The sequence below is a fragment of the Aeromicrobium choanae genome, from assembly GCF_900167475.1.
GTDB lineage: Bacteria > Actinomycetota > Actinomycetes > Propionibacteriales > Nocardioidaceae > Aeromicrobium > Aeromicrobium choanae.
Genome location: NZ_LT796768.1, coordinates 999303 through 1023623, shown reverse-complemented (window position 1 = coordinate 1023623; position 24321 = coordinate 999303). Strand labels below are relative to the sequence as shown.

Below are 24321 nucleotides of genomic sequence, written 5' to 3'. Positions count from 1 at the left end.
CCAAGGTTACAAGGTGGCGCCGTATGGTTCTGTCCATGATCGCCCCGAGGCCTGCGCCGACGGCCGTGCCCAGCCCGGCGGTGCGATCGTGAGCACACGGACGACTGCCACCGACCGGGTCTTCGCGCTGCTGCGCGAGCAGATCGTCGGCGGCGAGCTCGCGGCGGGATCGCAGCACTCCATCTACCGCCTGTCCGAGCAGCTCGACGTGTCCCGCACCCCGGTGCGCGAGGCGGTGCTGCGGCTGGCCGACCTGGGGCTGGTCGAGATCGAGCGCAACCGGGGGGTGCGCATCCGGGGCGTGACCGTGGCCGACGTCCGCGAGGTCTTCGAGCTCCGGCTGCTGCTGGAGGTGCCGGCCGCCGCCGCTGCGGCTCGCCTCGCCGATCGCGTCCTGCTGGACGAGCTGGCCGCGAACGTGGCCGCGACCCGCGCTCACGCCGAGGCCGGTCGCCAGGCCGACTTCACCCGGGTCGACCGCGACTTCCACTCGCTCGTGGCGTCCGCCGTGCGGAACCCGAGGCTGGAGGCCGAGGTCACCCGCCTGCGCGACTCGATCCAGGCGCGGGGCGTCTCCACCTTCGGGCGCTCGCGGCCGCTGGACGAGGTGGCCGCCGAGCACGCGCCCGTCGCGGAGGCGGTCGCGGCGCGCGAGCCCGAGGCCGCCGCCGCGCGGATGGCGGCGCACCTGGAGCGCACGGGGACGTTGCTGATGCGCCAGGTCGCAGGGCCGGGGGAGACCGTCGACCCCGGGTGGGCGGCCGACGTCCGCGCGGCCACCGGGGCGGCAGGCAGTAGCATGCTACTGACGGAATCCCCGGACGAAGGACACCGATGACCACCCCTCCCCTCGAGCGCACGCACACCGCCGGCGACGTCCTGTCGGCGCTGGGCCGGGCCGGGCTGCGTGACGTCGACTCCTCGTCGCTGGCGCGGGCGCTCTACAGCTCCGACGCCTCGCTCTACCGTGTCGAGCCCACCGTGGTCGTCCGTCCGCACGACATCGACGAGGTCCACGCCGTCGTCGAGGCCTGCCGCACCACCGGGACGCCGCTCACCTCCCGCGGCGCCGGCACCTCGATCGCCGGCAACGCGATCGGCACGGGCGTGGTGCTCGACTTCTCGCGCCACATGTCCGGAATCCACGCGATCGACGAGGCCACGCGCACGGCACAGGTCCAGCCGGGAGTCGTGCACGCCACGCTCCAGCGCGCGGCCGCGCCGGCGGGCCTGCGCTACGGCCCCGACCCGTCGACCCACACGCGCTGCACGGTCGGCGGGATGATCGGCAACAACGCCTGCGGCAACCGCGCGCTGGGCTACGGGCGCAGCGCCGACAACGTGGCCGCCCTCGACCTGCTGACGATGTCGGGGGAGCGGTTCCAGGTGGGCCGCGACGTGACGGTGGCGTCCGACCGGCTCGAGCGGCTGCGGTCGCTCGTGGGTGCCAACCTCTCCACCGTCCGCACCGAGTTCGGCCGCTTCGGCCGCCAGGTGTCGGGTTACAGCCTCGAGCACCTGCTGCCCGAGCGGGGCTTCGACGTCGCCTCCTTCATGGCCGGCACCGAGGGCACGCTCGCGGTGATGCTGGGCGCCACGGTCGACCTCGTCGCCGACGCCCCGGTCCGCCACCTCGTCGTGCTGTCCTTCCCCTCGATGGCCGAGGCCGCCGACCACGTCCCGGCGATCCTGCCGTTCGAGCCGATCGCGTGCGAGGGGCTCGGTGGTCGCATCGTCGAGGTCTACCGTGCGGCGAACGGCGTCTCGTCCGTACCGGAGCTGCCCGAGGGCGAAGGCTTCCTCTACGTCGAGCTGGCGGGGGACGACGCGGCCGAGCTGCGCGCCCGGGCCGAGCGGGTCGTCCGCGCCTCGGGTGCCCTCGGCCACCGTCACGTCACGTCCCCGATCGAGCAGTCGGTGCTGTGGAGGATCCGCGAGGAGGGCGCCGGCCTGGCGTCGCGTGCCTGGGACCGCCCGGCGCTCGCCGGCTGGGAGGACGCCGCCGTCCCGCCCGAGCGGCTGGGGGAGTACCTCCGCGGCTTCGAGGCCCTGCTCGACCAGCACGGGCTCCACGGCACCCTGTTCGGCCACTTCGGCGACGGCTGCGTGCACGTGCGCATCGACTTCCCGCTCGACGCGCCTGACGGCCGGCGGGGGTTCCGGTCCTTCCTCACCGACGCCGCCACGCTGACCGCCTCGTACGGCGGCTCCTTCTCCGGCGAGCACGGGGACGGCCGCGCCCGGTCCGAGCTGCTGCCCCTCATGTACTCACCGGAGGCCGTCTCCCTGTTCGAGCAGGTCAAGGCGGTCTTCGATCCCGACGACCTGATGAACCCCGGCGTCCTCGTGCGTCCCCGTCCGCTCGACGCCGACCTGCGCGGCATGGGCGCCGGCTGGCCCGCCGGGCTGCCCGAGCCGCGACGCGGGCTCAAGCTGCTGCACGACGACGGCGACTTCGGTGCCGCGGTGCACCGGTGCACCGGGGTGGGCAAGTGCCTCGCGGCCCCGGGCGCCGGCGTCATGTGCCCCTCGTTCCAGGCCACCCGCCAGGAGAAGGACTCCACGCGCGGCCGCGCCCGCGTGCTGCAGGAGATGATCGACGGGCGCCTCGTCGACGGCGGCTGGAGCAGCCCGGAGGTCCACGAGGCACTCGACCTGTGCCTCTCGTGCAAGGGGTGTCTCGGCGACTGCCCCACCGGCGTCGACATGGCCAGCTACAAGTCCGAGGTGCTGCACCAGACCTACCGGGGCAAGGTGCGGCCCCGCAGTCACTACGTCCTGGGCAGGCTGCCGCTGTGGGCGCGGCTCACCGCCCCGGTCGCACGCCTGGCGAACCTGGCTCTGCGCACGCCGGGCGTCGCGCACCTCGCACGCTGGGTGGCCGGTGTCGACCAGCGCCGCAGCCTGCCCGCCTTCGCGACCCGCACCTTCTCTAAGGTCATCGCGCGCGAGCAGCGTGCCACCGGTGGCGATCCGGTGCTGCTGTGGGCCGACTCCTTCACCGAGTACTTCTCCACCGACGCGGGCCGCGCCGCCGTGCGCCTGCTCGAGTCGGCCGGGTATGAGATCCGGCTGCTCGAGCGCCAGCAGTGCTGCGGGCTGACCTGGATCTCCACCGGTCAGCTCGACCAGGCCGCCGAGCTCGCCGGCGCGGCCGTCGAGCAGCTGCATCCCTATGTCGAGGCCGGGATCCCGGTGGTCGGCCTCGAGCCCTCCTGCCTGGCGGTGCTGCGCACCGATGCCGTCGAGCTCGTCGACGACCCGCGCGCGGCCGAGGTCGCGAAGGGCGTGTTCACCCTGGCCGAGCTGCTCGCCGACCGCGAGGAGCTCGAGGTGCCCGATCTGTCCGGGCGCACCCTCGTGGTCCAGCCGCACTGCCACCAGTCGTCGGTCATGGGCTTCGAGGCCGACCTGCGCCTGCTGTCGCGGACCGGCGCGAGTGTGGTCCGCGTGGGCGGGTGCTGTGGTCTCGCCGGCAACTTCGGCGTCGAGCAGGGGCACTACGAGGTCTCGGTGGCCGTGGCCGAGCAGCAGCTGCTCCCCGCCGTGCGCGAGGCCGGCCCTGATGCGATCGTCGTCGCGGACGGCTTCAGCTGCCGCACCCAGCTCGACGACCTGGCCGACGTGCAGGCCGTCCACCTGGCCCAGCTGCTCCTCGGCGACCGCTGACCGTCACCCCGGGAGCAACTTTTGTGACGCCATTCGGTCCGATCGGGCCCGACGGGCCGAACCGCGTCACAGAAGTGGGGTGAGGCGCGGGAGGATGGGCGCCATGGAAGATCCGCTGATCCTGCTCGGCCGCGAGATGGCCGGCGTCGCCGCCCTCGTCGGGGACATCGAGGGCGACGAGCCCGTTCCTGCCTGCCCCGGGTGGACCTCGGCCGACCTCGTCCGTCACCTGGGCTCGATCCACCGGTGGGCGGCGGCGATCGTGCTGTCGGGCCAGCGCATCCCCGACGAGCCGGCCGCGCGCGCGAGCGAGCCGCTGGACGAGTGGTACGCCGGCACGGCGACGGCCCTCATCGCGGCGCTGCAGGCGGTGGACCCCGACGAGCCGGTGCCGAACTTCGCCCGCATCGACGAGGTCGCCGCGTTCTGGCCGCGGCGGCAGTTGCACGAGACCTGCGTCCACCGCGTCGACCTCCTCCAGGCGTGCGGACGCCCGGACCTCACGTGGGACGTCGATCCCGAGGTGGCCGGCGACGGGATCGCCGAGGTCATCCGCGTCTTCGGCCGCCGCATGACCGAGCGTGGGGAGCGGCCCCACGTGCACGCGCCCATCCGTCTCGTCGCGACCGACCTGGAGCGAAGCTGGATCGTCGCCCCGGACGACGACGACCCCGAGGGGCCGCCGCGGCTCGTCCAGCGCGAGGTCGATGTCGAGGGCGAGGCCGTGGGCACGGCGACCGACCTGTACCTCGCCCTGTGGGGGAGGGCCCCGGCGTCCGCGGTCGCCCCGTCGGGCGCCGCCGTCGCGTGGTTCGACGGGCCGCGCGTCCCCTGATCCCGGACCGGTGCCGGCGCGCCGAGGCGATTTGTCCCGACGAGGCGGGCTCAGGTAGTATGGGGAGCCGTGCCCGATGTGAGTCGGTGCGACGTTCGAACGGACAAGGGCCCCTGGCCCGATGATCCGTGACCACGGTGGTCGGATGCCGCCGTGGTGGAGATCGAGGAAGATCCGCGAGGCGGTATGCGCGCCCGCGATTGCACGGGAGAATTCCCAGGAAGAGGCATAGTGCCCACCATCAACCAGCTTGTCCGCAAGGGCCGCCAGAGCAAGGTCGTCAAGACCAACACCCCGGCCCTGAAGGGTTCGCCCCAGCGGCGCGGCGTGTGCACCCGTGTGTACACCACCACCCCCAAGAAGCCGAACTCGGCGCTGCGGAAGGTCGCTCGTGTCCGCCTCTCCAGCGGCACCGAGGTGACCGCCTACATCCCCGGTGAGGGCCACAACCTCCAGGAGCACTCGATCGTGCTCGTTCGCGGTGGTCGTGTGAAGGACCTCCCGGGTGTCCGCTACAAGATCATTCGCGGCTCCCTCGACACGCAGGGTGTCAAGGGCCGCAAGCAGGCTCGCAGCCGTTACGGCGCGAAGAAGGAGAAGAGCTGATGCCTCGCAAGGGTCCCGCTCCGAAGCGTGCCATCGAGACCGATCCGGTCTACGGCAGTCAGCTGGTCACCCAGCTGATCAACAAGGTGCTGTTCGACGGCAAGAAGCAGGTCGCACAGCGCATCGTCTACAGCGCCCTCGAGGGCACGCGTGAGAAGTCCGGCACCGATCCGGTCATCACCCTCAAGCGCGCGCTCGACAACGTCAAGCCCGCCCTGGAGGTCAAGAGCCGCCGCGTCGGTGGCGCCACCTACCAGGTCCCGGTCGACGTCCGTCCGGGCCGTCAGACCACCCTCGCGCTGCGCTGGCTCGTCAAGTACAGCTCCGAGCGTCGCGAGAAGACCATGGCCGAGCGTCTCCAGAACGAGCTGCTCGACGCCAGCAACGGCCTGGGTGCCAGCGTGAAGAAGCGCGAGGACACCCACAAGATGGCCGAAGCCAACAAGGCGTTCGCCCACTACCGCTGGTGACCGTGAGCGCGGTGACCCCGCGCTCGCCCACCCACCCCCATCTCTGCGAAGGCTGATCCTCACGTGGCAACCGACATCACCACCGACCTGACCAAGGTCCGCAACATCGGCATCATGGCGCACATCGATGCCGGCAAGACCACCACCACCGAGCGCATCCTGTTCTACACCGGCATCACGTACAAGATCGGTGAGGTCCACGACGGTGGCGCCACGATGGACTGGATGGAGCAGGAGCAGGAGCGCGGCATCACGATCACGTCGGCCGCGACGACCTGCTGGTGGAAGAACCACCAGATCAACATCATCGACACCCCCGGTCACGTCGACTTCACCGTCGAGGTCGAGCGCTCGCTGCGCGTCCTCGACGGTGCGGTCGCGGTGTTCGACGGCGTCGCCGGTGTCGAGCCCCAGTCCGAGACCGTGTGGCGTCAGGCCGACAAGTACGGCGTGCCGCGCATGTGCTTCGTCAACAAGCTCGACCGCACGGGCGCCTCGTTCGACTTCTGCGTCAAGACCATCCGCGAGCGCCTCGGCGCGACCGCGCTCGTCCTGCAGCTGCCGATCGGTGCCGAGTCGGACTTCCTGGGCGTCGTCGACCTCATCGGCATGCGTGCCCTGACGTGGCGCGGTGAGACGACGATCGGCGAGGACTACACGGTCGAGGAGATCCCGGCCGACCTGGCCGACGCCGCTGCCCAGGGTCGCGAGAACCTTCTCGAGACGCTGGCCGACGTCGACGACGAGATCGCCATGGCGTACCTCGAGGGCGAGGAGATCTCGGTCGAGGTCCTCAAGGCCGCGATCCGTCGCGCCACCCTCGCCGCGAAGCTCAACCCGGTCCTGTGCGGCACGGCGTTCAAGAACAAGGGCGTCCAGCCCCTGCTCGACGCAGTCGTCGACTTCCTGCCCAGCCCGATCGACGTCGGTGACATCGTCGGCCTCGATCCGAAGGACGAGTCGAAGAACGACACGCGTCCGCCGTCCGACGACGCGCCGTTCTCCGGTCTGGCCTTCAAGATCGCCACGGACCCGCACCTGGGCAAGCTGACCTTCGTGCGCGTCTACTCCGGTCGCCTCGAGGCGGGCACCCAGGTGCTCAACGTCACGAAGGGCCGCAAGGAGCGGATCGGCAAGGTCTACCAGATGCACGCCAACAAGCGTGAGGAGATCGCGTCGGTCGGTGCCGGCCAGATCGTGGCCGTCATGGGCCTCAAGGACACCACCACGGGCGAGACGCTGGCCGACTCGGCCAAGCCGATCGTGCTCGAGTCGATGACCTTCCCGGACCCGGTGATCCAGGTCGCGATCGAGCCCAAGACCAAGAGTGACCAGGAGAAGCTGGGCGTCGCGATCCAGAAGCTCGCCGAGGAGGACCCGACGTTCCAGGTCCACACGGACGAGGAGACGGGCCAGACGATCATCGCCGGCATGGGCGAGCTCCACCTGGACATCCTGGTCGACCGCATGAAGCGGGAGTTCAAGGTCGAGGCGAACGTCGGCAAGCCGCAGGTCGCCTACCGCGAGACCATCCGCAAGGTCGTGACGGGTCACAGCTACACGCACAAGAAGCAGACCGGTGGTTCGGGTCAGTTCGCCAAGGTCGTCATCGGCCTTGCGCCCAACGGTCCCGAGGCCGGTGGCGAGGGCGGCTACGAGTTCGTCAACGAGGTCTCGGGTGGCCGCGTCCCGCGCGAGTACATCCCCTCGGTCGACGCCGGTGGCCAGGCCGCCATGGAGTTCGGCGTGCTCGCCGGCTACCCGATGGTCGACGTCAAGTTCACCCTCGAGGACGGCGCCTACCACGACGTCGACTCCAGCGAGCTCGCCTTCAAGCTGGCCGGCAACATGGCCTTCAAGGAAGCGGCACGCAAGGCCAACCCGGTTCTCCTCGAGCCGATGTTCGCCGTCGAGGTCACGACGCCCGAGGACTACATGGGCGAAGTGATCGGCGACCTCAACTCTCGCCGTGGACAGGTTCAGTCCATGGAGGAGGGCTACGGTGGCGCCAAGATGATCAAGGCGCTCGTGCCGTTGTCCGAGATGTTCGGGTACGTGGGTGACCTGCGGTCGAAGACCTCAGGCCGCGCGTCGTACTCGATGCAGTTCGACTCCTACGCCGAGGTCCCCAAGGCCGTGGCCGAGGAGATCGTCAAGAAGGCCCGGGGCGAGTGAGCTTCGGCCCCATCGCATAGGGTTGCCGCAGGTTCGCTCCGACGCGTTCCACACGGCTTTTCAGTCAAACAAGATCTAGAGAAACCAAACCAGGAGGGCCCCAGTGGCTAAGGCGAAGTTCGAGCGGACCAAGCCGCACATGAACATCGGCACCATCGGTCACATCGACCATGGCAAGACGACGCTGACCGCGGCGATCACCAAGGTGCTGCACGACAAGTACCCCGACCTGAACGAGGCCTCGGCCTTCGATCAGATCGACAAGGCTCCCGAGGAGCGCCAGCGCGGCATCACGATCTCCATCTCGCACGTCGAGTACCAGACCGAGAACCGTCACTACGCGCACGTCGACTGCCCGGGTCACGCCGACTACGTCAAGAACATGATCACCGGCGCGGCTCAGATGGACGGCGCGATCCTCGTGGTCGCCGCCACCGACGGCCCCATGCCCCAGACGCGTGAGCACGTGCTGCTCGCCCGCCAGGTCGGCGTGCCGGCCATGGTCGTCGCGCTCAACAAGTGCGACATGGTCGACGACGAGGAGATCCTCGAGCTCGTCGAGCTCGAGGTCCGTGAGCTGCTCAACGAGCAGGACTTCGACGGCGACAACGTCCCCGTCGTCAAGGTTGCGGCCCACCCGGCCCTGACCGGCGACGCCAAGTGGGGTGAGTCGATCCTCGAGCTGATGAACGCGGTCGACGAGTACATCCCGCTGCCCCCGCGTGAGACGGACAAGCCGTTCCTCATGCCGGTCGAGGACGTCTTCACGATCACCGGTCGTGGCACCGTCATCACGGGTCGTATCGAGCGTGGCATCGTCAAGGTCAACGACACCGTCGACATCGTGGGCATCCGTGAGGACAAGCAGACCACGACCGTCACGGGCATCGAGATGTTCCGCAAGCTGCTCGACACGGGCGAGGCGGGCGAGAACGTCGGCCTGCTGCTGCGTGGCACGAAGCGTGAGGACGTCGAGCGCGGCATGGTCGTGATCGCGCCCGGTTCGACGACTCCCCACACGGAGTTCGACGGCCAGGTGTACATCCTGTCGAAGGAGGAGGGTGGCCGTCACACGCCGTTCTTCAACAACTACCGCCCGCAGTTCTACTTCCGCACCACGGACGTCACCGGCGTCGTCACGCTGCCCGAGGGCACCGAGATGGTCATGCCCGGCGACAACACCGAGATGTCGGTCGTGCTGATCCAGCCGATCGCCATGGAGGAGGGCCTGCGCTTCGCCATCCGCGAGGGCGGCCGCACCGTCGGCGCCGGCCGTGTCACCAAGATCAGCAAGTGATCTGACCTGACACGCACTGCGTGAGAACCCCCGGGGCTTCGGCCCCGGGGGTTCTGTCATGTCCGGGTGCCGGCCGGGGGAGCGGCCTGCCGTACCCTCGCGGTGTGGGACACGATCACGCGCACGGCGCCGGGGTCCAGCACCGCGGACGGCTGCTCACCGTGCTGGGACTGACACTCGGGGTCCTGGTCGTGCAGGTCGTCGTGGGCCTGATGACCGGGTCGCTGGCCCTGCTCGCCGACGCGGGCCACATGCTCAGCGACTCGCTCGGTCTCGTGCTCGCCCTGGCGGCGATCGCCGTGGCCCAGCGGCCGGGCGGTCCGCGCAGCACCTACGGCTGGCATCGCACCGAGGTCCTCGCCGCCGGCGCCAACGGGCTGATCCTGCTGGGCATCTGCATCGTCATCGCCGTGAACGCCGTCGCTCGGCTGGGCGATCCGCCCAGCATCGAGGGCGGCTGGGTGCTGGCCGCCGGCGTGGTCGGACTGGCGGTCAACATCGTCGGTCTCGTCATCTTGCGGGCCGGCTCGAAGGAGAGCCTGAACGTCCGTGGCGCCTACCTCGAGGTGCTCGGCGACGCCCTCGGCTCCGTCGCGGTGATCGCGTCCGCGGTCGTCATCCTCCTCACGGGTTGGCACGAGGCCGACCCGATCGCCTCGTTGGTGATCGCGGCCCTGGTGATCCCCCGCGCGGTCTCGCTGCTGCGCGACGTGGCCGAGGTCCTGCTGGAGACCAGCCCGCGCGACGTCGATCTCGACGAGGTGCGAGGCCACATCCTCGGCGTGCAGGGCGTGGTCGACGTGCACGACCTCCACGTCTGGACGATCACCAGCGGGATGCCCGTGATGAGCGCGCACGTCGTCGTCGACGACTCGGTCGTGGACATGGCCGACGCGCACCACGTGCTCGACCACCTGTGCACGTGCCTGAGCCATCACTTCGACGTGGCCCACTCGACCTTCCAGCTCGAGCCCTCCGGACACCTGGAGTCGGAGCGCCACGGACACGATTGAGGCCGGTGTCGCAGCCCATAGTCACGCGTCATCGACCCGATTTGTGTTACGCGGTCGGAGTCTGTCAGAATGGTCAGGTTGCCCCGGCATGTTCGCGGTGGCGCCTGCGGTTGGGAACTCACGCCCAGCTCAACGTCGGTGCCGAACCCGAGACCATGTTGTCCGGCCAGCCGCACCGCATCGGCGGGGCGGAGCCGGTCCAACCACCTAACTCGAGAAGTGTGTGTTCCTTTGTGCGCGTCAGCGCCGCGACACGCCCGACCTCGGGGAACGGAGACGGGGGCCTGCCTACCCCGAACCCGGGGGCTGGCGAAGACGAACGTAAAGGACGAGCGAGAGCATGGCGGGACAGAAGATCCGTATCCGGCTCAAGGCCTACGACCACGAGGTCATCGATTCCTCGGCGAAGAAGATCGTCGACACCGTGACCCGCACCGGCGCCAAGGTTGCCGGCCCCGTGCCGCTGCCGACGGAGAAGAACGTGTACTGCGTCATCCGTTCGCCGCACAAGTACAAGGACAGCCGCGAGCACTTCGAGATGCGCACCCACAAGCGGCTCATCGACATCATCGACCCGACGCCCAAGACCGTCGACTCGCTCATGCGACTCGACCTGCCGGCCGGCGTCGACATCGAGATCAAGCTCTGAGGGAGGGACGCACACCATGAGCAGCAGCACACTCACCGCGCGCGGCCTCCTCGGTCGCAAGCTCGGGATGACGCAGGTCTGGGACGAGAACAACCGGGTCATCCCGGTCACCGTCCTCGAGGCCTCGACCAACATCGTCACCCAGATCCGCACTCGCGAGACCGACGGCTACAGCGCCATCCAGCTGGGCTACGGCGAGATCGACGGCCGCAAGCTGAACAAGCCGCAGGCCGGCCACTTCGCGAAGGCCGGCGTCACGCCGCGCCGCCACGTCGTGGAGATCCGCACCGAGGCCGTCGCCGACTACACCCTGGGCCAGGAGATCTCCCCGGAGATCTTCGCCGGCGGTGACAAGGTCGACGTGACCGCCACCAGCAAGGGCAAGGGCTTCGCCGGCGTCATGAAGCGTCACGGCTTCGCCGGTGTCTCCGCCTCGCACGGCGCGCACCGCAACCACCGCAAGCCCGGCTCCATCGGTGGCTGCGCCACCCCCGGCCGGGTCTTCAAGGGCCTGCGCATGGCGGGCCACATGGGCACGGACACCGTGACCACCCAGAACCTCACCGTCCACGCGGTCGACACCGAGCGGGGCCTGATCCTGGTCAAGGGCGCAGTGCCCGGGGCCAAGGGCGCTCTCGTCGTCATCCGCTCCGCTGCGAAGGGGGCCTGACCGACATGGCAAAGACCATCGACGTCGACCTGCCCGTCGACATCTTCGACGCCCGCGTCAGCATTCCGCTGATGCACCAGGTCGTCACCGCACAGCTCGCGGCCGCCCGTCAGGGCACGCACAGCGTCAAGACGCGCGCTGAGGTCCGCGGCGGCGGCAAGAAGCCGTACCGCCAGAAGGGCACCGGCCGCGCTCGTCAGGGCTCGATCCGCGCTCCCCAGTACGCCGGTGGTGGCGTCGTGCACGGCCCCACGCCGCGCTCGTACGACCAGCGCACGCCCAAGAAGATGAAGGCCGCCGCCCTGCGTGGCGCCCTCACCGACCGGGCCCGCAGCGGTCGCCTGCACGTCATCGACTCGCTCGTCTCCGGTGACGCGCCGTCCACCCGGACCGCGCTCGCCGCGGTGCGTGGCCTCTCCAACCGTGCTCGCGTGCTCGTGGTCGTCGACCGCGATGACGCGCTGACGGTCAAGAGCCTGCGCAACGCCGAGTTCATCGCCACGCTCACCTTCGACCAGCTCAACACGTACGACGTGCTGCTGGCCGACGACGTGATCTTCACGAAGGCCGCGTTCGACGCCTTCGTGGCGGCGCGCTCGACCGAGGGTGCCGAGACGGTCAAGCTCAGCCAGGCGGTCGTCGAGGCTGACGCCCCCGCGGCCAAGCCCGCCAAGAAGGCCGCCCCGAAGAAGGCTGCCCCGAAGACCGAGGCCAAGGCCGAGGTCGTCGAGGCTCCCGCCGAGGACGACGCGAAGTCCGGTGCCACCAAGACCCAGCCGTACGGCCCGGGTTCGAAGGCGCCGCTGGCCAGCGGCAACGCGCCCAAGGGTCACGAGATCAAGGGCAACGAGAACTCGAAGAAGTACCACGTGCCCGACAGCCAGTGGTACGACCAGACGGTCGCCGAGGTCTGGTTCGACTCGGTCGAGTCCGCCGAGGCCGCGGGATTCGTCCCGGCCGGTGGCGCTGAGGCCCAGGAGGAGAACTGATGACCAACCACGGAACCTTCGCGCGGGACGTCCTGATCGCCCCCGTGGTCAGCGAGAAGAGCTACGGCCTGCTCGACGACAACAAGTACACGTTCCTGGTCCACCCGGACGCCAACAAGACCCAGATCAAGATCGCCGTCGAGGAGATCTTCGGGGTCAAGGTCACCGGTGTGAACACGATCAACCGCAAGGGCAAGACCCGTCGCACCCGCAACGGCGAAGGCAAGCGCAAGGACACCAAGCGCGCCGTCGTCAGCGTGGCCGCGGGCCAGAGCATCGACATCTTCTCGAGCCCGAGCTGAAGGACTGACTGACACATGGCTATTCGCAAGTACAAGCCCACCACGCCGGGCCGTCGCGGCTCGAGCGTGGCGGACTTCGCCGAGATCACGCGTACGACGCCCGAGAAGTCGCTGGTCGAGCCGCTGCCCAAGAAGGGCGGCCGCAACAACCAGGGCCGGATCACCACCCGTCACCAGGGTGGTGGCCACAAGCGCGCCTACCGCGTCATCGACTTCAAGCGCTATGACAAGGACGGCGTGCCGGCCAAGGTCGCTCACATCGAGTACGACCCCAACCGCACCGCCCGCATCGCGCTGCTGCACTACGCCGACGGCGAGAAGCGCTACATCATCGCGCCCGAGGGCCTGAAGCAGGGCATGACGGTCGAGGCCGGTACCGGCGCCGACATCAAGCCCGGCAACAACCTGCCGCTGCGCAACATCCCGGTCGGCACCACGATCCACGCGATCGAGCTCCGTCCCGGTGGCGGCGCCAAGATGGGCCGCTCCGCCGGTGCCAAGGTGCAGCTCGTCGCCAAGGAGGGCTCGAAGGCGCAGCTGCGCCTGCCCTCCGGCGAGATGCGCTACGTCGACGTCCGCTGCCGCGCCTCCATCGGTGAGGTCGGCAACTCGGAGCAGTCGAACATCAACTGGGGCAAGGCCGGCCGCAACCGCTGGAAGGGCAAGCGCCCGACCGTCCGCGGTGTCGCCATGAACCCGATCGACCACCCGCACGGTGGCGGTGAGGGCAAGACCTCCGGTGGCCGTCACCCGGTCAGCCCGTGGGGCAAGCCCGAGGGCCGTACGCGCAAGCGCAAGGCCAGCGACCAGATGATCGTCCGCCGCCGCAAGAGCGGTCGCTGAGAGAGGACCTGGAGAAAAAGATGCCTCGTAGTTTGAAGAAGGGTCCCTTCGTTGACGGCCACCTCGAGAAGAAGGTGGACGCTCAGAACGCGGCCGAGACCCACAACGTGATCAAGACCTGGTCCCGTCGCTCGATGATTCTGCCGTCCTTCATCGGACACACGATCGCCGTGCACGACGGCCGCAAGCACGTTCCCGTGTTCATCACCGACTCGATGGTCGGCCACAAGCTGGGTGAGTTCGCTCCCACCCGCACGTTCAAGGGCCACGAGAAGGACGACCGGAAGGCGAAGCGCCGATGAGTGCCACCACCCGTGACAACGTGAGCGAGCGCCGCGCGCGCCTGCTCGGTGACCGACCCGGCTCCTTCGCCGTGTCGCGGTACGTCCGCGTCACCGCGCAGAAGTCGCGCCGTGTCGCCGACCTGATCCGTGGATCGCGCGTCGAGGACGCCCTGACCATGCTGAAGTTCCAGCCGCAGGCCGTGGCCGAGAACTTCTACAAGCTGGTCGACTCGGCTGCCTCGAACGCCGAGACCACCGAAGGACTGGATCGTTCGACCCTGGTCATCACCACCGTGCTGGTCGACGAGGGCCCGACGATGAAGCGCTGGCGCCCGCGCGCCAAGGGTGCGGCGAACCGCATCCTCAAGCGCACGAGCCACCTGACGGTGGTCGTCGAACCCGCAACCGACGAGAAGAAGGGTGGCAACTGACATGGGTCAGAAGATCAACCCGCACGGTTTCCGCCTGGGCATCTCCACGGATCACAAGAGCCGCTGGTACGCCGACAAGCTGTACTCCAGCTACGTCGGCGAGGACGTCAAGATCCGCCGCCTGCTCACCAAGGGCATGGATCGCGCCGGCATCAGCCGCGTCGAGATCGAGCGCACCCGTGACCGCGTCCGTGTGGACATCCACACCGCGCGTCCGGGCATCGTGATCGGTCGCCGTGGCGCCGAGGCCGACCGCATCCGCGGCGACCTGGAGAAGCTGACCGGCAAGCAGGTCCAGCTGAACATCCTCGAGGTCAAGCAGCCCGAGATGGACGCCCAGCTCGTCGCGCAGGGCGTGGCCGAGCAGCTGTCCGGTCGTGTGCAGTTCCGTCGTGCCATGCGCAAGGCGATGCAGACCACGATGCGTTCGGGCGCCAAGGGCATCCGGATCCAGTGCTCGGGTCGTCTCGGCGGCGCCGAGATGAGCCGCTCGGAGTTCTACCGCGAGGGTCGCGTCCCGCTGCACACGCTGCGCGCCGACGTCGACTACGGCTTCTACGAGGCCAAGACGACCTTCGGCCGCATCGGCGTGAAGGTCTGGATCTACAAGGGTGAGGTCGCCGGTACCCGGGCCGAGCGCGAGGCCGAGGCGGCCCGTCGCGCGGCTGCTCCGGGCAGCCGTCGTCCCGGCCGTGGTGAGCGTGGCGGCGCCCGTCGTCCCGCTCGTGACGCCGCTCCCGCCGCTGCTCCGGCCGCCACCGAGGCGGCTCCCGCAGCTGCTCCGGCGGCCACCGAAGGAGTTGAGTCCTGATGTTGATGCCTCGTCGCGTCAAGTACCGCAAGCAGCACCACCCCAAGCGGCGTGGCGTTGCCAAGGGTGGCACCGAGCTGGCCTTCGGCGAGTTCGGCATCCAGGCGGTCGAGGGTCACTACGTGACCAACCGACAGATCGAGTCCGCTCGTATCGCCATGACCCGTCACATCAAGCGTGGCGGCAAGGTCTGGATCAACATCTACCCGGACCGTCCGCTGACCAAGAAGCCCGCCGAGACCCGCATGGGCTCCGGCAAGGGCTCGCCCGAGTGGTGGGTGGCGAACGTCAAGCCCGGCCGTGTCATGTTCGAGCTCTCCGGTGTCACCGAAGAGGTCGCCCGTGAGGCGATGCGCCGCGCGATCCACAAGCTGCCCATGAAGGCACGCTTCATCACCCGCGAGACAGGAGACCTGTGATGGCAAGCAACACCGCAGAGCTCCGCGACCTCACTGCCGATGACCTGGCCGCGAAGCTGAAGGAGGCCAAGGAGGAGCTGTTCAACCTGCGCTTCCAGAACGCCACCGGTCAGCTCGACAACACCGCGCGTCTGCGCACGGTGCGCAAGGACATCGCGCGCATCTACACGGTCATCCGTGAGCGCGAGCTCGGCATCATCGAGGAGGTTCAGGCATGAGCACGAAGGACACTGAAGTGAGCAACGAACGTTCCTCGCGCAAGATCCGTGAGGGTCTGGTCGTCAGCGACAAGATGGACAAGACCGTCGTCGTCAGCATCGAGGAGCGCTTCAAGCACCCGCTGTACGGCAAGGTGCTGCGCCGCAACATCAAGCTGAAGGCCCACGACGAGGCCAACGCGGCCGGCATCGGCGACCGTGTGCTCCTGTCGGAGACGCGTCCGCTCTCGGCCACCAAGCGTTGGCGGGTCGTGGAGATCCTCGAGAAGGCGAAGTGAGAGACAGATGATTCAGCAGGAGTCGCGACTCAAGGTCGCCGACAACACGGGTGCCAAGGAGATCCTCTGCATCCGCGTTCTCGGTGGCTCCGGTCGTCGCTACGCCGGTATCGGCGACACGATCGTCGCCACCGTCAAGGACGCGATCCCCGGAGGCAACGTCAAGAAGGGCGATGTCGTCAAGGCGGTCATCGTGCGCACCACGAAGGAGCGCCGCCGTCCGGACGGTTCGTACATCAAGTTCGACGAGAACGCTGCCGTGATCCTCAAGACCGACGGCGATCCGCGTGGAACCCGCATCTTCGGCCCCGTGGGCCGCGAGCTGCGTGACAAGAAGTTCATGCGCATCATCTCGCTCGCTCCGGAGGTGCTCTGAGATGGCTGGAATTCGCAAGGGTGACCAGGTCAAGGTCATCGCCGGCAAGGACAAGGGCGTCGAGGGCAAGATCATCGGTGTCCTGGAGAACGACCGCGTCGTCGTCGAGGGTGTGAACCGCGTCCAGAAGCACACGCGCGCGGGCCAGACCGGGACCGAGGGCGGCATCATCACCGCCGAGGCCCCGATCCACGTCTCGAACGTCATGCTCGTGGTCGACGCCGACGGCGCCAAGACCACCACCAAGATCGGCTCGGGCGTCGTCGACGGCAAGAAGACGCGCATCAGCCGCAAGACCGGAAAGGAGATCTGAGATGGCAACCACCACCGCGCCTCGCCTGAAGGCGAAGTACCGCGAGGAGATCGTGGCCGCGCTGCGGGAGCAGTTCGACTACGACAACGTCATGCAGGTCCCCGGCCTGACCAAGATCGTCGTCAACATGGGCGTCGGTGAGGCTGCCCGCGACGGCAAGCTCATCGAGGGTGCCATCAAGGACCTCACGGCCATCACCGGCCAGAAGCCCCAGGTCACCAAGGCCCGCAAGTCCATCGCGCAGTTCAAGCTGCGTGAGGGCATGCCGATCGGCGCGCACGTCACGCTGCGCGGCGACCGCATGTGGGAGTTCCTCGATCGCCTGCTGACCCTCGCGCTGCCGCGCATCCGCGACTTCCGCGGACTGTCGCCCAAGCAGTTCGACGGCCGGGGCAACTACACGTTCGGCCTGACCGAGCAGGTCATGTTCCACGAGATCGACCAGGACAAGATCGATCGCAGCCGGGGCATGGACATCACGGTCGTCACCACGGCCGCCAACGACGAAGAGGGCCGCGCTCTGCTCAAGCTGCTCGGCTTCCCGTACAAGGAGAACTGACATGGCGAAGACCGGTCTGAAGGTCAAGCAGTCCCGTACGCCGAAGTTCGGCGTCCGTGGCTACACGCGCTGCCAGCGCTGCGGCCGTCCCCGCTCCGTCTACCGCAAGTTCGGCCTGTGCCGCATCTGCCTGCGGGAGATGGCGCACCGGGGCGAGCTGCCCGGCGTGACCAAGAGCTCCTGGTAAGAAACCACTTCACACCGCAGCAGGTCCCCTCCCACGGCCCACGGCCGGACGAGACGGAAACCGCAGCGAGAAACGGAACACACTGAAATGACGATGACCGATCCGATCGCGGACATGCTCACGCGTGTCCGCAACGGCAACCAGGCGTACCACGACGCCGTCACGATGCCGCACTCCAAGCTCAAGGAGGGCGTCGCCGCCATCCTCAAGCAGGAGGGCTACATCACCGGCTACGCCGTGGCCGAGCCGACCGAGGGCGAGGTCGGCAAGTCGCTGACGATCACCCTCAAGTACGGCCCGCACCGCGAGCGCTCGATCGCCGGCATCCGCCGCATCAGCAAGCCCGGACTGCGCGTCTACGCCAAGTCCAACAACCTTCCGAAGGTCCTCGGCGGCCTGGGCGTGGCGATCATCTCCACGAGCCAGGGTCTGCAGACCGACCGTCAGGCCAACAACAACGGAGTGGGTGGGGAAGTCCTCGCCTACGTCTGGTGACGAGAGAGGACTGAACATGTCGCGCATCGGCAAGCTCCCCGTCGCCGTCCCCTCCGGAGTCGACGTCAACATCGACGGCCAGACCGTCACTGTCAAGGGTCCCAAGGGCCAGCTCTCGCACACCGTCGCGGAGCCCATCACCGTCCGCAAGGACGATGACGGCGCACTGGCGGTCGAGCGTCCCAACGACGAGCGTCGCAGCAAGGCCCTTCACGGCCTGTCCCGCACGCTGGTCAACAACATGGTCATCGGTGTCACCGAGGGCTACGAGAAGAAGCTCGAGATCGTCGGCGTCGGTTACCGCGTGCTCCCCAAGGGCCCGTCGGAGATCGAGCTGAACCTCGGCTTCAGCCACCCGGTGCCGTTCACGGCGCCCGAGGGCATCACGTTCACCGTCGAGGGTCCGACCAAGCTGACCGTCTCGGGCATCGACAAGCAGGTCGTGGGCGAGGTCGCCGCCAACATCCGCAAGATCCGCAAGCCGGAGCCGTACAAGGGCAAGGGCGTGCGTTACGCGGGAGAGCGCATCCTGCGCAAGGCCGGAAAGGCTGGTAAGTAAGCCATGGCAATCTCGATCAAGCACGCCAAGCACACTGCGGGTCGGATCGCGTCGCGCCAGCGCCGCCAGATCCGTGGCCGCAAGAAGATCCAGGGTTCGGCCGAGCGTCCTCGCCTGGTCGTCACCCGCTCGAGCAAGCACATCGTCGCGCAGGTCGTCAACGACCTCGAGGGACACACGCTCGCGTCGGCTTCCACCATGGAGGCGGACCTGCGCACGTTCGAGGGCGACAAGACGGCCAAGGCCAAGAAGGTCGGCGAGCTGCTCGCCGATCGCGCCAAGGCCGCCGGTGTCGGCTCGGTGGTCTTCGACCGCGCGGGCAACAAGTACGCCGGTCGCGTTGCTGCGCTGGCCGACGGCGCCCGCGAGGGCGGACTGGAGTTCTGATGACCATCACGACGAACAAGGGGAGTGCCGCATGAGCACGCGCCGACAGGGTGGCGAGCGTCGCGGAGGCCGCGGCGACCGCAACGCCGAGAAGTCCAACTACATCGAGAAGGTCGTCACGATCAACCGTGTGGCCAAGGTCGTCAAGGGCGGCCGGCGCTTCAGCTTCACCGCGCTGGTCATCGTCGGTGACGGCGACGGCCAGGTCGGTGTCGGCTACGGCAAGGCCAAGGAAGTTCCCACGGCCATCGCCAAGGGTGTCGAGGAGGCGAAGAAGTCCTTCTTCCGCGTCCCCCGCATCCAGGGCACCATCCCGCACCCGGTGCAGGGTGAGAAGGCGGCCGGTGTCGTCTTCCTGCGCCCGGCGTCGCCCGGTACCGGCGTCATCGCCGGTGGCCCGGTTCGCGCCGTGCTGGAGGCCGCTGGCATCCACGACGTCCTGAGCAAGTCGCTCGGCTCCTCGAACGCGATCAACATCGTCCACGCGACGGTCGAGGCGCTGCGCTCGCTGGAGTCTCCGCAGGACGTGGCCACGCGCCGCGGCCTGACGGTCGAGGAGGTCGCTCCCGCCGCCCTGATCAAGGCCGGCAAGCTGAAGCACGGAGAGACCGCGGAGGTGACCGTCTGATGGGCAAGCTCGAAGTCACCCAGGTCCGATCGGGCATCGGTCGCGAGCAGAACCAGCGCAACACGCTGCGTTCGCTCGGGCTCAAGCGCATCGGCGACGTCAAGGTCGTCGAGGACCGTCCCGAAATCCGCGGCATGGTCAACACCATTCCGCACCTCGTCACCTTTAAGGAGGTGGACTGATCATGGCGATCAAGTTGCACCACCTGCGTCCCGCCCCGGGCGCCAAGACCGCCAAGACCCGCGTGGGTCGCGGTGAGGGCTCCAAGGGCAAGACCGCCGGTCGTGGCACCAAGGGCACCAAGGCCCGCTACCAGGTGTCGGCCGGCTTCGAAGGCGGCCAGGTCCCGCTCCACATGCGCCTGCCGAAGCTCAAGGGCTTCACGAACCCGTTCCGGGTCGAGTACCAGGTCGTCAACGTGGGCCGGATCTCCGAGCTCTTCGCCGAGGGCGGCACGGTCGACGTGGCCACCCTCGTCGAGAAGGGTGCGGTCCGCAAGGGCCGTCCCGTCAAGGTGCTCGGTGGCGGCGACATCGACGTCGCGGTCCAGGTGACCGTCGACAAGGTGTCCGCGTCGGCCCAGGCCAAGATCGAGGCCGCCGGCGGTTCCGTCAGCGCGTCCTGACGCCAACTGCAGGATCCGAAGCGATCGTCGGGCGGGTTCTCCCCATGAGGAGAGCCCGCCCGTTTCGCTCACTGTTACAGTCAGACGGCGTCATGCCGTGAAGCGGGAGGAAGTTCGTGCTCAAAGTCTTCGTGAACGCGTTCAGGACACCTGAACTGCGTCGCAAGATCCTCTTCGTCCTGGGGATCGTCGTGCTCTTCAGGATGGGCTCGATGCTGCCCGCGCCCGGCGTCAACGTGGCGAACGTGCGCGAGTGTGTCGACCTCGCGGCAGGCGGCGAGAACGCCGGCCTGTTCGCCCTCATCAACGTCTTCTCCGGCGGCGCGCTCCTGCAGCTGACCGTCTTCGCGCTCGGCATCATGCCGTACATCACCGCGAGCATCATCCTGCAGCTGCTCGTCGTGGTGATCCCGCGGCTGGAGGCCCTCAAGAAGGAGGGCCAGTCCGGCCAGGCGAAGATCACGCAGTACACCCGCTACCTCACCGTGGGCCTGGCGATCCTGCAGGCCGCGGGCATCGTGGCGCTGGCCCGCAGCGGCGACCTGTTCCAGGGCGCCTGCAACCTGCCCCTGCTCTACAGCCCCGACAGCATGGCCTCCTACCTGCTCATCGTCACGGTGATGGTGGCCGGCACCACGGTGATCATGTGGTTCGGCGAGCTCATCACCGACCGCGGCGTCGGCAACGGCATGTCGATCCTGATCTTCACGCAGGTCGTCGCCACGTTCCCCGGCGCGATGTGGAACATCCGCCAGACGAACGGCTGGACCACCTTCGCCATCGTCGTGGCCGTCGGCCTGGCCGTGGTCGCGCTGGTCATCTACATCGAGCAGGCCCAGCGCCGGATCCCGGTGCAGTACGCCAAGCGCATGGTCGGCCGCCGCATGTTCGGTGGCTCCTCCACCTACATCCCGCTCAAGGTGAACCAGGCCGGCATCATCCCGGTCATCTTCGCCTCCAGCCTGATGTACCTGCCGGTGCTGTGGGTCAACTTCAACTCCGACTCCGGTGCCGCCACCTGGATCCAGGACCACTTCGTCACGGGCGACCACCCGTACTACATGGTCACGTTCTTCGCGCTGATCGTGTTCTTCACGTACTTCTACGTGTCGATCACCTTCAACCCCGAGGAGGTCGCCGACAACATGAAGAAGTACGGCGGCTTCATCCCGGGCATCCGCGCCGGCAAGCCCACGCAGGACTACCTGGGCTACGTCCTGTCGCGCATCACCGCGCCGGGCGCGCTCTACCTCGGCCTGATCGCCTTGATCCCGATGCTGGCGATCGCCCTGGTGGGGGCCAACCAGAACTTCCCGTTCGGTGGCACCACGATCCTCATCATCGTGGGCGTCGGCCTCGACACGGTGAAGCAGATCGAAAGCCAGTTGCAGCAGCGCAACTACGAAGGGTTCCTGAAGTGACGCGACTCCTCATCATGGGTCCGCCCGGCGCGGGCAAGGGCACGCAGGCCGTGGCGCTCGCCGAGCGCATCAACGGTGCGCACGTCTCCACCGGCGACATCTTCCGCGCGAACGTGGCGCAGGAGACCGAGCTGGGCCAGGCCGCCAAGCGCTACATGGACGCCGGCGAGTACGTTCCGGACGAGGTCACCAACGCGATGGTGGCCGACCGGCTCGCCCAGGACGACGCCCGCGAGGCGTTCCTGCTCGACGGCTACCCGCGCACCCTCGACCAGGTCGCCAAGCTCGACCAGATCCTGGCCGACCTCGACTCGGGCCTCGACGGCGTCATCGCACTGACGGTCGTCGAGGACGAGCTCATCGGCCGCCTGCTCGAGCGGGCCAAGGTGAGCGGTCGCTCCGACGACACCGAAGAGGTCATCCGGCACCGCCAGGAGGTCTACCGGAACGAGACCGAGCCCCTGCTGGCCGTGTACCGCGACCGTGGCCTGCTGATCGAGGTCGACGGCATGGGCAGTCCGGAAGAGGTCGGCGCGCGGATCGCCGAGGCCCTCTCCACGCGCGCCTGAGTGGCGGACCCCCATGTTCGGTGAGTCGATCGAGCTGAAGACCCCCGAGCAGCTCGCCACCATGCGGCAGGCGGGCCTGGTGGTGGGACGCACCCTCGAGGTGCTGCGCGGCGCCGTCGCCCCCGGAGTGAGCACGGGCGACCTCGACGCGCTGGCGCGCGAGCGCCTCGCCGCCGAGGGCGCCACGTCCAACTTCCTGGGCTACCACGGCTTCACGGGCGTCATCTGCGCCTCGGTGAACGACGAGATCGTCCACGGCATCCCCGGTGACCGCGTGCTCGCCGAGGGCGACCTGATCTCGATCGACTTCGGCGCGGTCGTCGACGGCTGGCACGGCGACGCCGCGATCAGCGTCGCGGTCGGCGAGGTCACTCCCGAGGTCGCCGAGCTCAACCGGGTCACCGAGGAGTCGCTGTGGCGTGGCATCGCCGCGGCCCGCATCGGCGGCCGGGTCGGGGACATCTCGCACGCCATCGAGTCCTACGTCCGCAGCCAGGGCCGCTACGGCATCACCGACGGCTTCACGGGCCACGGCATCGGTTCCGAGATGCACCAGGCCCCCGACGTGCCCAACAGCGGCCGGCGGGGCAAGGGTCCGAAGCTCGCGCTGGGGATGGCTCTGGCGATCGAGCCGATGATCACGCTGGGTACCTCCCGCGCCGCGATCCTCGAGGACGACTGGACCGCCGTCACCACCGACGGCACCTGGGCCGCGCACCACGAGCACTCCATCACGGTGACCACCGAGGGCGTCTGGGTGCTCACCGCGCTCGACGGTGGCGCCGCGCGCCTCGCCGAGCTCGGCGTGCCCTGCGCCGAACCTGCCTGAGCCGCCCTCGGCCACCCGGCGTGGTTTCGAGGGTGGCGGTAGCGGGCGGCAACGGGTGGAGCGCCCGCGGCGCGGTTGGCTCGCGGGGGAGACTGTGGGCATGAGCCTTCGGTCGGTCGTCCCGCTCCTCTTGGCCGTGATCCTGCTCGCCGGGTGCGGCCAGAGGGAGTCGTCGGGAGACGGCGCCGGGCCGAGCCCCAGCGCCTCGGCCGACGGCGCGGAGCAGCAGGAGGCCGCCGAGGCCGTCCTGCGACGCCACCTCCTCGCCGCCGACGCGGGGGACTGCGACGTCGTGAAGGAGACGGTCCTGGTGCCCGAGCAGGTCGAGTGCGGCGACGTTCGCGAGCAGCAGGGCCGGTGGAGCGCCGACGGCACCGACCTCGAGGAGGTGCCGATGGGCGTCGAGATCTTCGACGACAGCGCCACGGTGACGGTGCGGTGGCCGAAGGGCCCGGAGGACACCTGGGATCTCCAGCTCGCCGAGGGCGGGTGGCTCGTCCTCTCGGCCGACAGCGGCGACGACGTCTGACCGCCGGGGGCCGGGTCAGGCGCGCGGCTCGGCCGCGAACTCTCCGGGCGTCAGGCCGGTGACGGCACGGAAGTCGCGTCCGAAGTGGGCCTGGTCGGCATAGCCGAGGTCGGCCGCCACGCGCGCCAGATCGGGACGGGCCTCCTCACGCAGGCGCTCGGCCGCCTCGTGGAGCCGTCGGCGCTGGACGAGCCACTTCGGCGAGAGGCCGATGCGCCGCGCGGTGAGCCGCTGCAGTGTGCGCTCGGTCAGGGCGAACTTCTCGCACACCTGGCCCACGCGCTGGACCTCGGGATCACCCTCCACGTACTCGACGATCGCGTTGACGAGCAGGCCCTCCTCGTCCACCGGCAGGAGCCCGGCCAGCGACTCCTCGACCACCGCGACGGCGGCCCGCTGACGCTGCGGATCCAGCGGGTCCTCACCGATCGCCGAGCGGATGCCGGCGACCAGGTCGGTGTCGGCGAGGGGCACGGTCGCGTCGGTCAGCCGGTCCACCGGCCCGCCGGCGAGCGCCAGCCCGGCCGCAGGCTGGAGCATCGTGCCGAGCGCCCAGCCGGAGCCGTGGAGCTCGGTGGTGGACAGTCCGCTGCTCGGTCCCACGAGGAGGGCGTACTCGTGGGAGACGACCAGGAGGCAGACGGGGTACTGCAGCACGCGTTGCACCGACACCTTCCCCTCGGGGAGAGCCCAGACCGGCATCCAGTACCGCCGGACCACCGACGCCAGTTCGGGGGAGGGGGCGAACCGGTGGATCGGCGGCGTGTAGCCCGACGCGTCGAGCAGGTGGGCTCGCTCGGTCGGATCGATGCGCCGCACCTCGTGGTCGCCGGACATGTGTCGGATTCTTTCAAGAGTCGAGGTCGTCCCGCGACCATGCTGGAG

At 69.0% G+C, this 24321-nt stretch carries 34 protein-coding genes; 33 read left to right on the top strand and 1 reads right to left on the bottom strand.

The genetic code is table 11. The features are described 5' to 3' along the window. The first annotated feature begins 88 nt into the window (after positions 1-88). From B5D60_RS05035 to B5D60_RS04875, 33 genes are all read left to right on the top strand, one after another. On the top strand, positions 89-838 hold the full coding sequence (locus B5D60_RS05035; RefSeq protein WP_172806257.1) for a GntR family transcriptional regulator: 750 nt from the start codon (positions 89-91) through the stop codon (positions 836-838). Then, the gene (locus B5D60_RS05030) at positions 835-3669 is read left to right on the top strand and encodes an FAD-binding and (Fe-S)-binding domain-containing protein (RefSeq protein WP_078699137.1); all 2835 of its coding nucleotides are present in this window, start codon (positions 835-837) and stop codon (positions 3667-3669) included. The genes B5D60_RS05035 and B5D60_RS05030 overlap by 4 nt, the downstream gene beginning before the upstream one ends. 103 nt (positions 3670-3772) lie before the next feature. Further along, the gene (locus B5D60_RS05025; RefSeq protein ID WP_172806256.1) at positions 3773-4504 is read left to right on the top strand and encodes a maleylpyruvate isomerase family mycothiol-dependent enzyme; all 732 of its coding nucleotides are present in this window, start codon (positions 3773-3775) and stop codon (positions 4502-4504) included. A gap of 231 nt (positions 4505-4735) precedes the next feature. Further along, positions 4736-5110 (top strand): 30S ribosomal protein S12, encoded by a 375-nt coding sequence (rpsL, locus tag B5D60_RS05020; protein ID WP_019143662.1) that lies wholly within the window; start codon positions 4736-4738, stop codon positions 5108-5110. After that, positions 5110-5580 (top strand): 30S ribosomal protein S7, encoded by a 471-nt coding sequence (rpsG, locus tag B5D60_RS05015; protein ID WP_078699135.1) that lies wholly within the window; start codon positions 5110-5112, stop codon positions 5578-5580. The genes rpsL and rpsG overlap by 1 nt, the downstream gene beginning before the upstream one ends. 63 nt (positions 5581-5643) lie before the next feature. Further along, complete coding sequence (gene fusA / locus B5D60_RS05010) at positions 5644-7755, top strand: elongation factor G (protein WP_078699134.1); 2112 nt, start codon at positions 5644-5646, stop codon at positions 7753-7755. A 103-nt stretch (positions 7756-7858) separates the two neighbouring features. Further along, a complete protein-coding gene (gene tuf, locus B5D60_RS05005; RefSeq protein WP_078699133.1) occupies positions 7859-9052 on the top strand; it encodes an elongation factor Tu in 1194 nt (397 codons plus the stop codon). A gap of 104 nt (positions 9053-9156) precedes the next feature. After that, entirely contained in the window at positions 9157-10065 is a 909-nt protein-coding gene (locus B5D60_RS05000; RefSeq protein ID WP_078699132.1) for a cation diffusion facilitator family transporter, read from the top strand. A gap of 340 nt (positions 10066-10405) precedes the next feature. Then, entirely contained in the window at positions 10406-10714 is a 309-nt protein-coding gene (gene rpsJ, locus B5D60_RS04995) for a 30S ribosomal protein S10 (protein ID WP_078699131.1), read from the top strand. A 16-nt stretch (positions 10715-10730) separates the two neighbouring features. After that, positions 10731-11384, top strand: coding sequence for a 50S ribosomal protein L3 (rplC, locus tag B5D60_RS04990; protein ID WP_078699130.1), 654 nt, complete (start codon positions 10731-10733; stop codon positions 11382-11384). Between the two features lie 5 nt (positions 11385-11389). Beyond that, on the top strand, positions 11390-12373 hold the full coding sequence (rplD, locus tag B5D60_RS04985; protein ID WP_078699129.1) for a 50S ribosomal protein L4, sunset domain variant: 984 nt from the start codon (positions 11390-11392) through the stop codon (positions 12371-12373). Then, positions 12373-12675, top strand: a complete 303-nt coding sequence (rplW, locus tag B5D60_RS04980; protein ID WP_078699128.1) for a 50S ribosomal protein L23 — start codon at positions 12373-12375, stop codon at positions 12673-12675. The genes rplD and rplW overlap by 1 nt, the downstream gene beginning before the upstream one ends. Before the next feature lie 15 nt (positions 12676-12690). Then, a complete protein-coding gene (gene rplB, locus B5D60_RS04975; protein ID WP_078699127.1) occupies positions 12691-13518 on the top strand; it encodes a 50S ribosomal protein L2 in 828 nt (275 codons plus the stop codon). A 20-nt stretch (positions 13519-13538) separates the two neighbouring features. Beyond that, positions 13539-13820 (top strand): 30S ribosomal protein S19, encoded by a 282-nt coding sequence (gene rpsS / locus B5D60_RS04970; RefSeq protein WP_078699126.1) that lies wholly within the window; start codon positions 13539-13541, stop codon positions 13818-13820. Beyond that, on the top strand, positions 13817-14233 hold the full coding sequence (rplV, locus tag B5D60_RS04965) for a 50S ribosomal protein L22 (RefSeq protein WP_078699125.1): 417 nt from the start codon (positions 13817-13819) through the stop codon (positions 14231-14233). Before rpsS ends, rplV begins: the two co-directional genes overlap by 4 nt. A gap of 1 nt (position 14234) precedes the next feature. Then, positions 14235-15044, top strand: a complete 810-nt coding sequence (rpsC, locus tag B5D60_RS04960) for a 30S ribosomal protein S3 (RefSeq protein ID WP_078699124.1) — start codon at positions 14235-14237, stop codon at positions 15042-15044. Beyond that, on the top strand, positions 15044-15463 hold the full coding sequence (gene rplP / locus B5D60_RS04955; protein WP_078699123.1) for a 50S ribosomal protein L16: 420 nt from the start codon (positions 15044-15046) through the stop codon (positions 15461-15463). The genes rpsC and rplP overlap by 1 nt, the downstream gene beginning before the upstream one ends. Continuing rightward, the gene (gene rpmC, locus B5D60_RS04950; protein WP_078699122.1) at positions 15463-15681 is read left to right on the top strand and encodes a 50S ribosomal protein L29; all 219 of its coding nucleotides are present in this window, start codon (positions 15463-15465) and stop codon (positions 15679-15681) included. The genes rplP and rpmC overlap by 1 nt, the downstream gene beginning before the upstream one ends. Next, positions 15678-15959 (top strand): 30S ribosomal protein S17, encoded by a 282-nt coding sequence (rpsQ, locus tag B5D60_RS04945; protein WP_078699121.1) that lies wholly within the window; start codon positions 15678-15680, stop codon positions 15957-15959. The genes rpmC and rpsQ overlap by 4 nt, the downstream gene beginning before the upstream one ends. 7 nt (positions 15960-15966) lie before the next feature. Then, complete coding sequence (gene rplN / locus B5D60_RS04940) at positions 15967-16335, top strand: 50S ribosomal protein L14 (protein WP_078699120.1); 369 nt, start codon at positions 15967-15969, stop codon at positions 16333-16335. A 1-nt stretch (position 16336) separates the two neighbouring features. Continuing rightward, positions 16337-16648 carry a 50S ribosomal protein L24 gene (gene rplX / locus B5D60_RS04935; protein ID WP_078699119.1) on the top strand — a complete coding sequence of 104 codons (312 nt, stop codon included), beginning with the start codon at positions 16337-16339 and terminating at the stop codon, positions 16646-16648. A gap of 1 nt (position 16649) precedes the next feature. Next, a complete protein-coding gene (gene rplE / locus B5D60_RS04930) occupies positions 16650-17207 on the top strand; it encodes a 50S ribosomal protein L5 (protein WP_078699118.1) in 558 nt (185 codons plus the stop codon). Position 17208: 1 nt separating this feature from the next. Beyond that, a complete protein-coding gene (locus B5D60_RS04925) occupies positions 17209-17394 on the top strand; it encodes a type Z 30S ribosomal protein S14 (protein WP_078699117.1) in 186 nt (61 codons plus the stop codon). A gap of 87 nt (positions 17395-17481) precedes the next feature. Continuing rightward, on the top strand, positions 17482-17889 hold the full coding sequence (gene rpsH, locus B5D60_RS04920; RefSeq protein WP_078699116.1) for a 30S ribosomal protein S8: 408 nt from the start codon (positions 17482-17484) through the stop codon (positions 17887-17889). A 16-nt stretch (positions 17890-17905) separates the two neighbouring features. Beyond that, complete coding sequence (gene rplF, locus B5D60_RS04915) at positions 17906-18448, top strand: 50S ribosomal protein L6 (protein ID WP_078699115.1); 543 nt, start codon at positions 17906-17908, stop codon at positions 18446-18448. A 3-nt stretch (positions 18449-18451) separates the two neighbouring features. Next, positions 18452-18835 (top strand): 50S ribosomal protein L18, encoded by a 384-nt coding sequence (rplR, locus tag B5D60_RS04910; RefSeq protein WP_078699114.1) that lies wholly within the window; start codon positions 18452-18454, stop codon positions 18833-18835. A 31-nt stretch (positions 18836-18866) separates the two neighbouring features. Continuing rightward, a complete protein-coding gene (rpsE, locus tag B5D60_RS04905) occupies positions 18867-19463 on the top strand; it encodes a 30S ribosomal protein S5 (protein ID WP_078699113.1) in 597 nt (198 codons plus the stop codon). Beyond that, entirely contained in the window at positions 19463-19645 is a 183-nt protein-coding gene (gene rpmD, locus B5D60_RS04900; protein WP_078699112.1) for a 50S ribosomal protein L30, read from the top strand. The genes rpsE and rpmD overlap by 1 nt, the downstream gene beginning before the upstream one ends. Positions 19646-19647: 2 nt before the next feature. After that, complete coding sequence (gene rplO / locus B5D60_RS04895) at positions 19648-20088, top strand: 50S ribosomal protein L15 (RefSeq protein ID WP_078699111.1); 441 nt, start codon at positions 19648-19650, stop codon at positions 20086-20088. A 116-nt stretch (positions 20089-20204) separates the two neighbouring features. Further along, positions 20205-21509 carry a preprotein translocase subunit SecY gene (gene secY / locus B5D60_RS04890; protein WP_078699110.1) on the top strand — a complete coding sequence of 435 codons (1305 nt, stop codon included), beginning with the start codon at positions 20205-20207 and terminating at the stop codon, positions 21507-21509. After that, complete coding sequence (locus B5D60_RS04885) at positions 21506-22078, top strand: adenylate kinase (protein WP_269456871.1); 573 nt, start codon at positions 21506-21508, stop codon at positions 22076-22078. The genes secY and B5D60_RS04885 overlap by 4 nt, the downstream gene beginning before the upstream one ends. 13 nt (positions 22079-22091) lie before the next feature. After that, complete coding sequence (gene map, locus B5D60_RS04880) at positions 22092-22907, top strand: type I methionyl aminopeptidase (protein WP_078699109.1); 816 nt, start codon at positions 22092-22094, stop codon at positions 22905-22907. A 100-nt stretch (positions 22908-23007) separates the two neighbouring features. Continuing rightward, positions 23008-23436, top strand: a complete 429-nt coding sequence (locus tag B5D60_RS04875; RefSeq protein ID WP_153302876.1) for a hypothetical protein — start codon at positions 23008-23010, stop codon at positions 23434-23436. Between the two features lie 15 nt (positions 23437-23451). Here B5D60_RS04875 and B5D60_RS04870 read toward each other — a convergent pair whose 3' ends face one another. Next, positions 23452-24273, bottom strand: coding sequence for a helix-turn-helix domain-containing protein (locus tag B5D60_RS04870; RefSeq protein ID WP_078699107.1), 822 nt, complete (start codon positions 24271-24273; stop codon positions 23452-23454). Between the last annotated feature and the right edge of the window lie 48 nt (positions 24274-24321).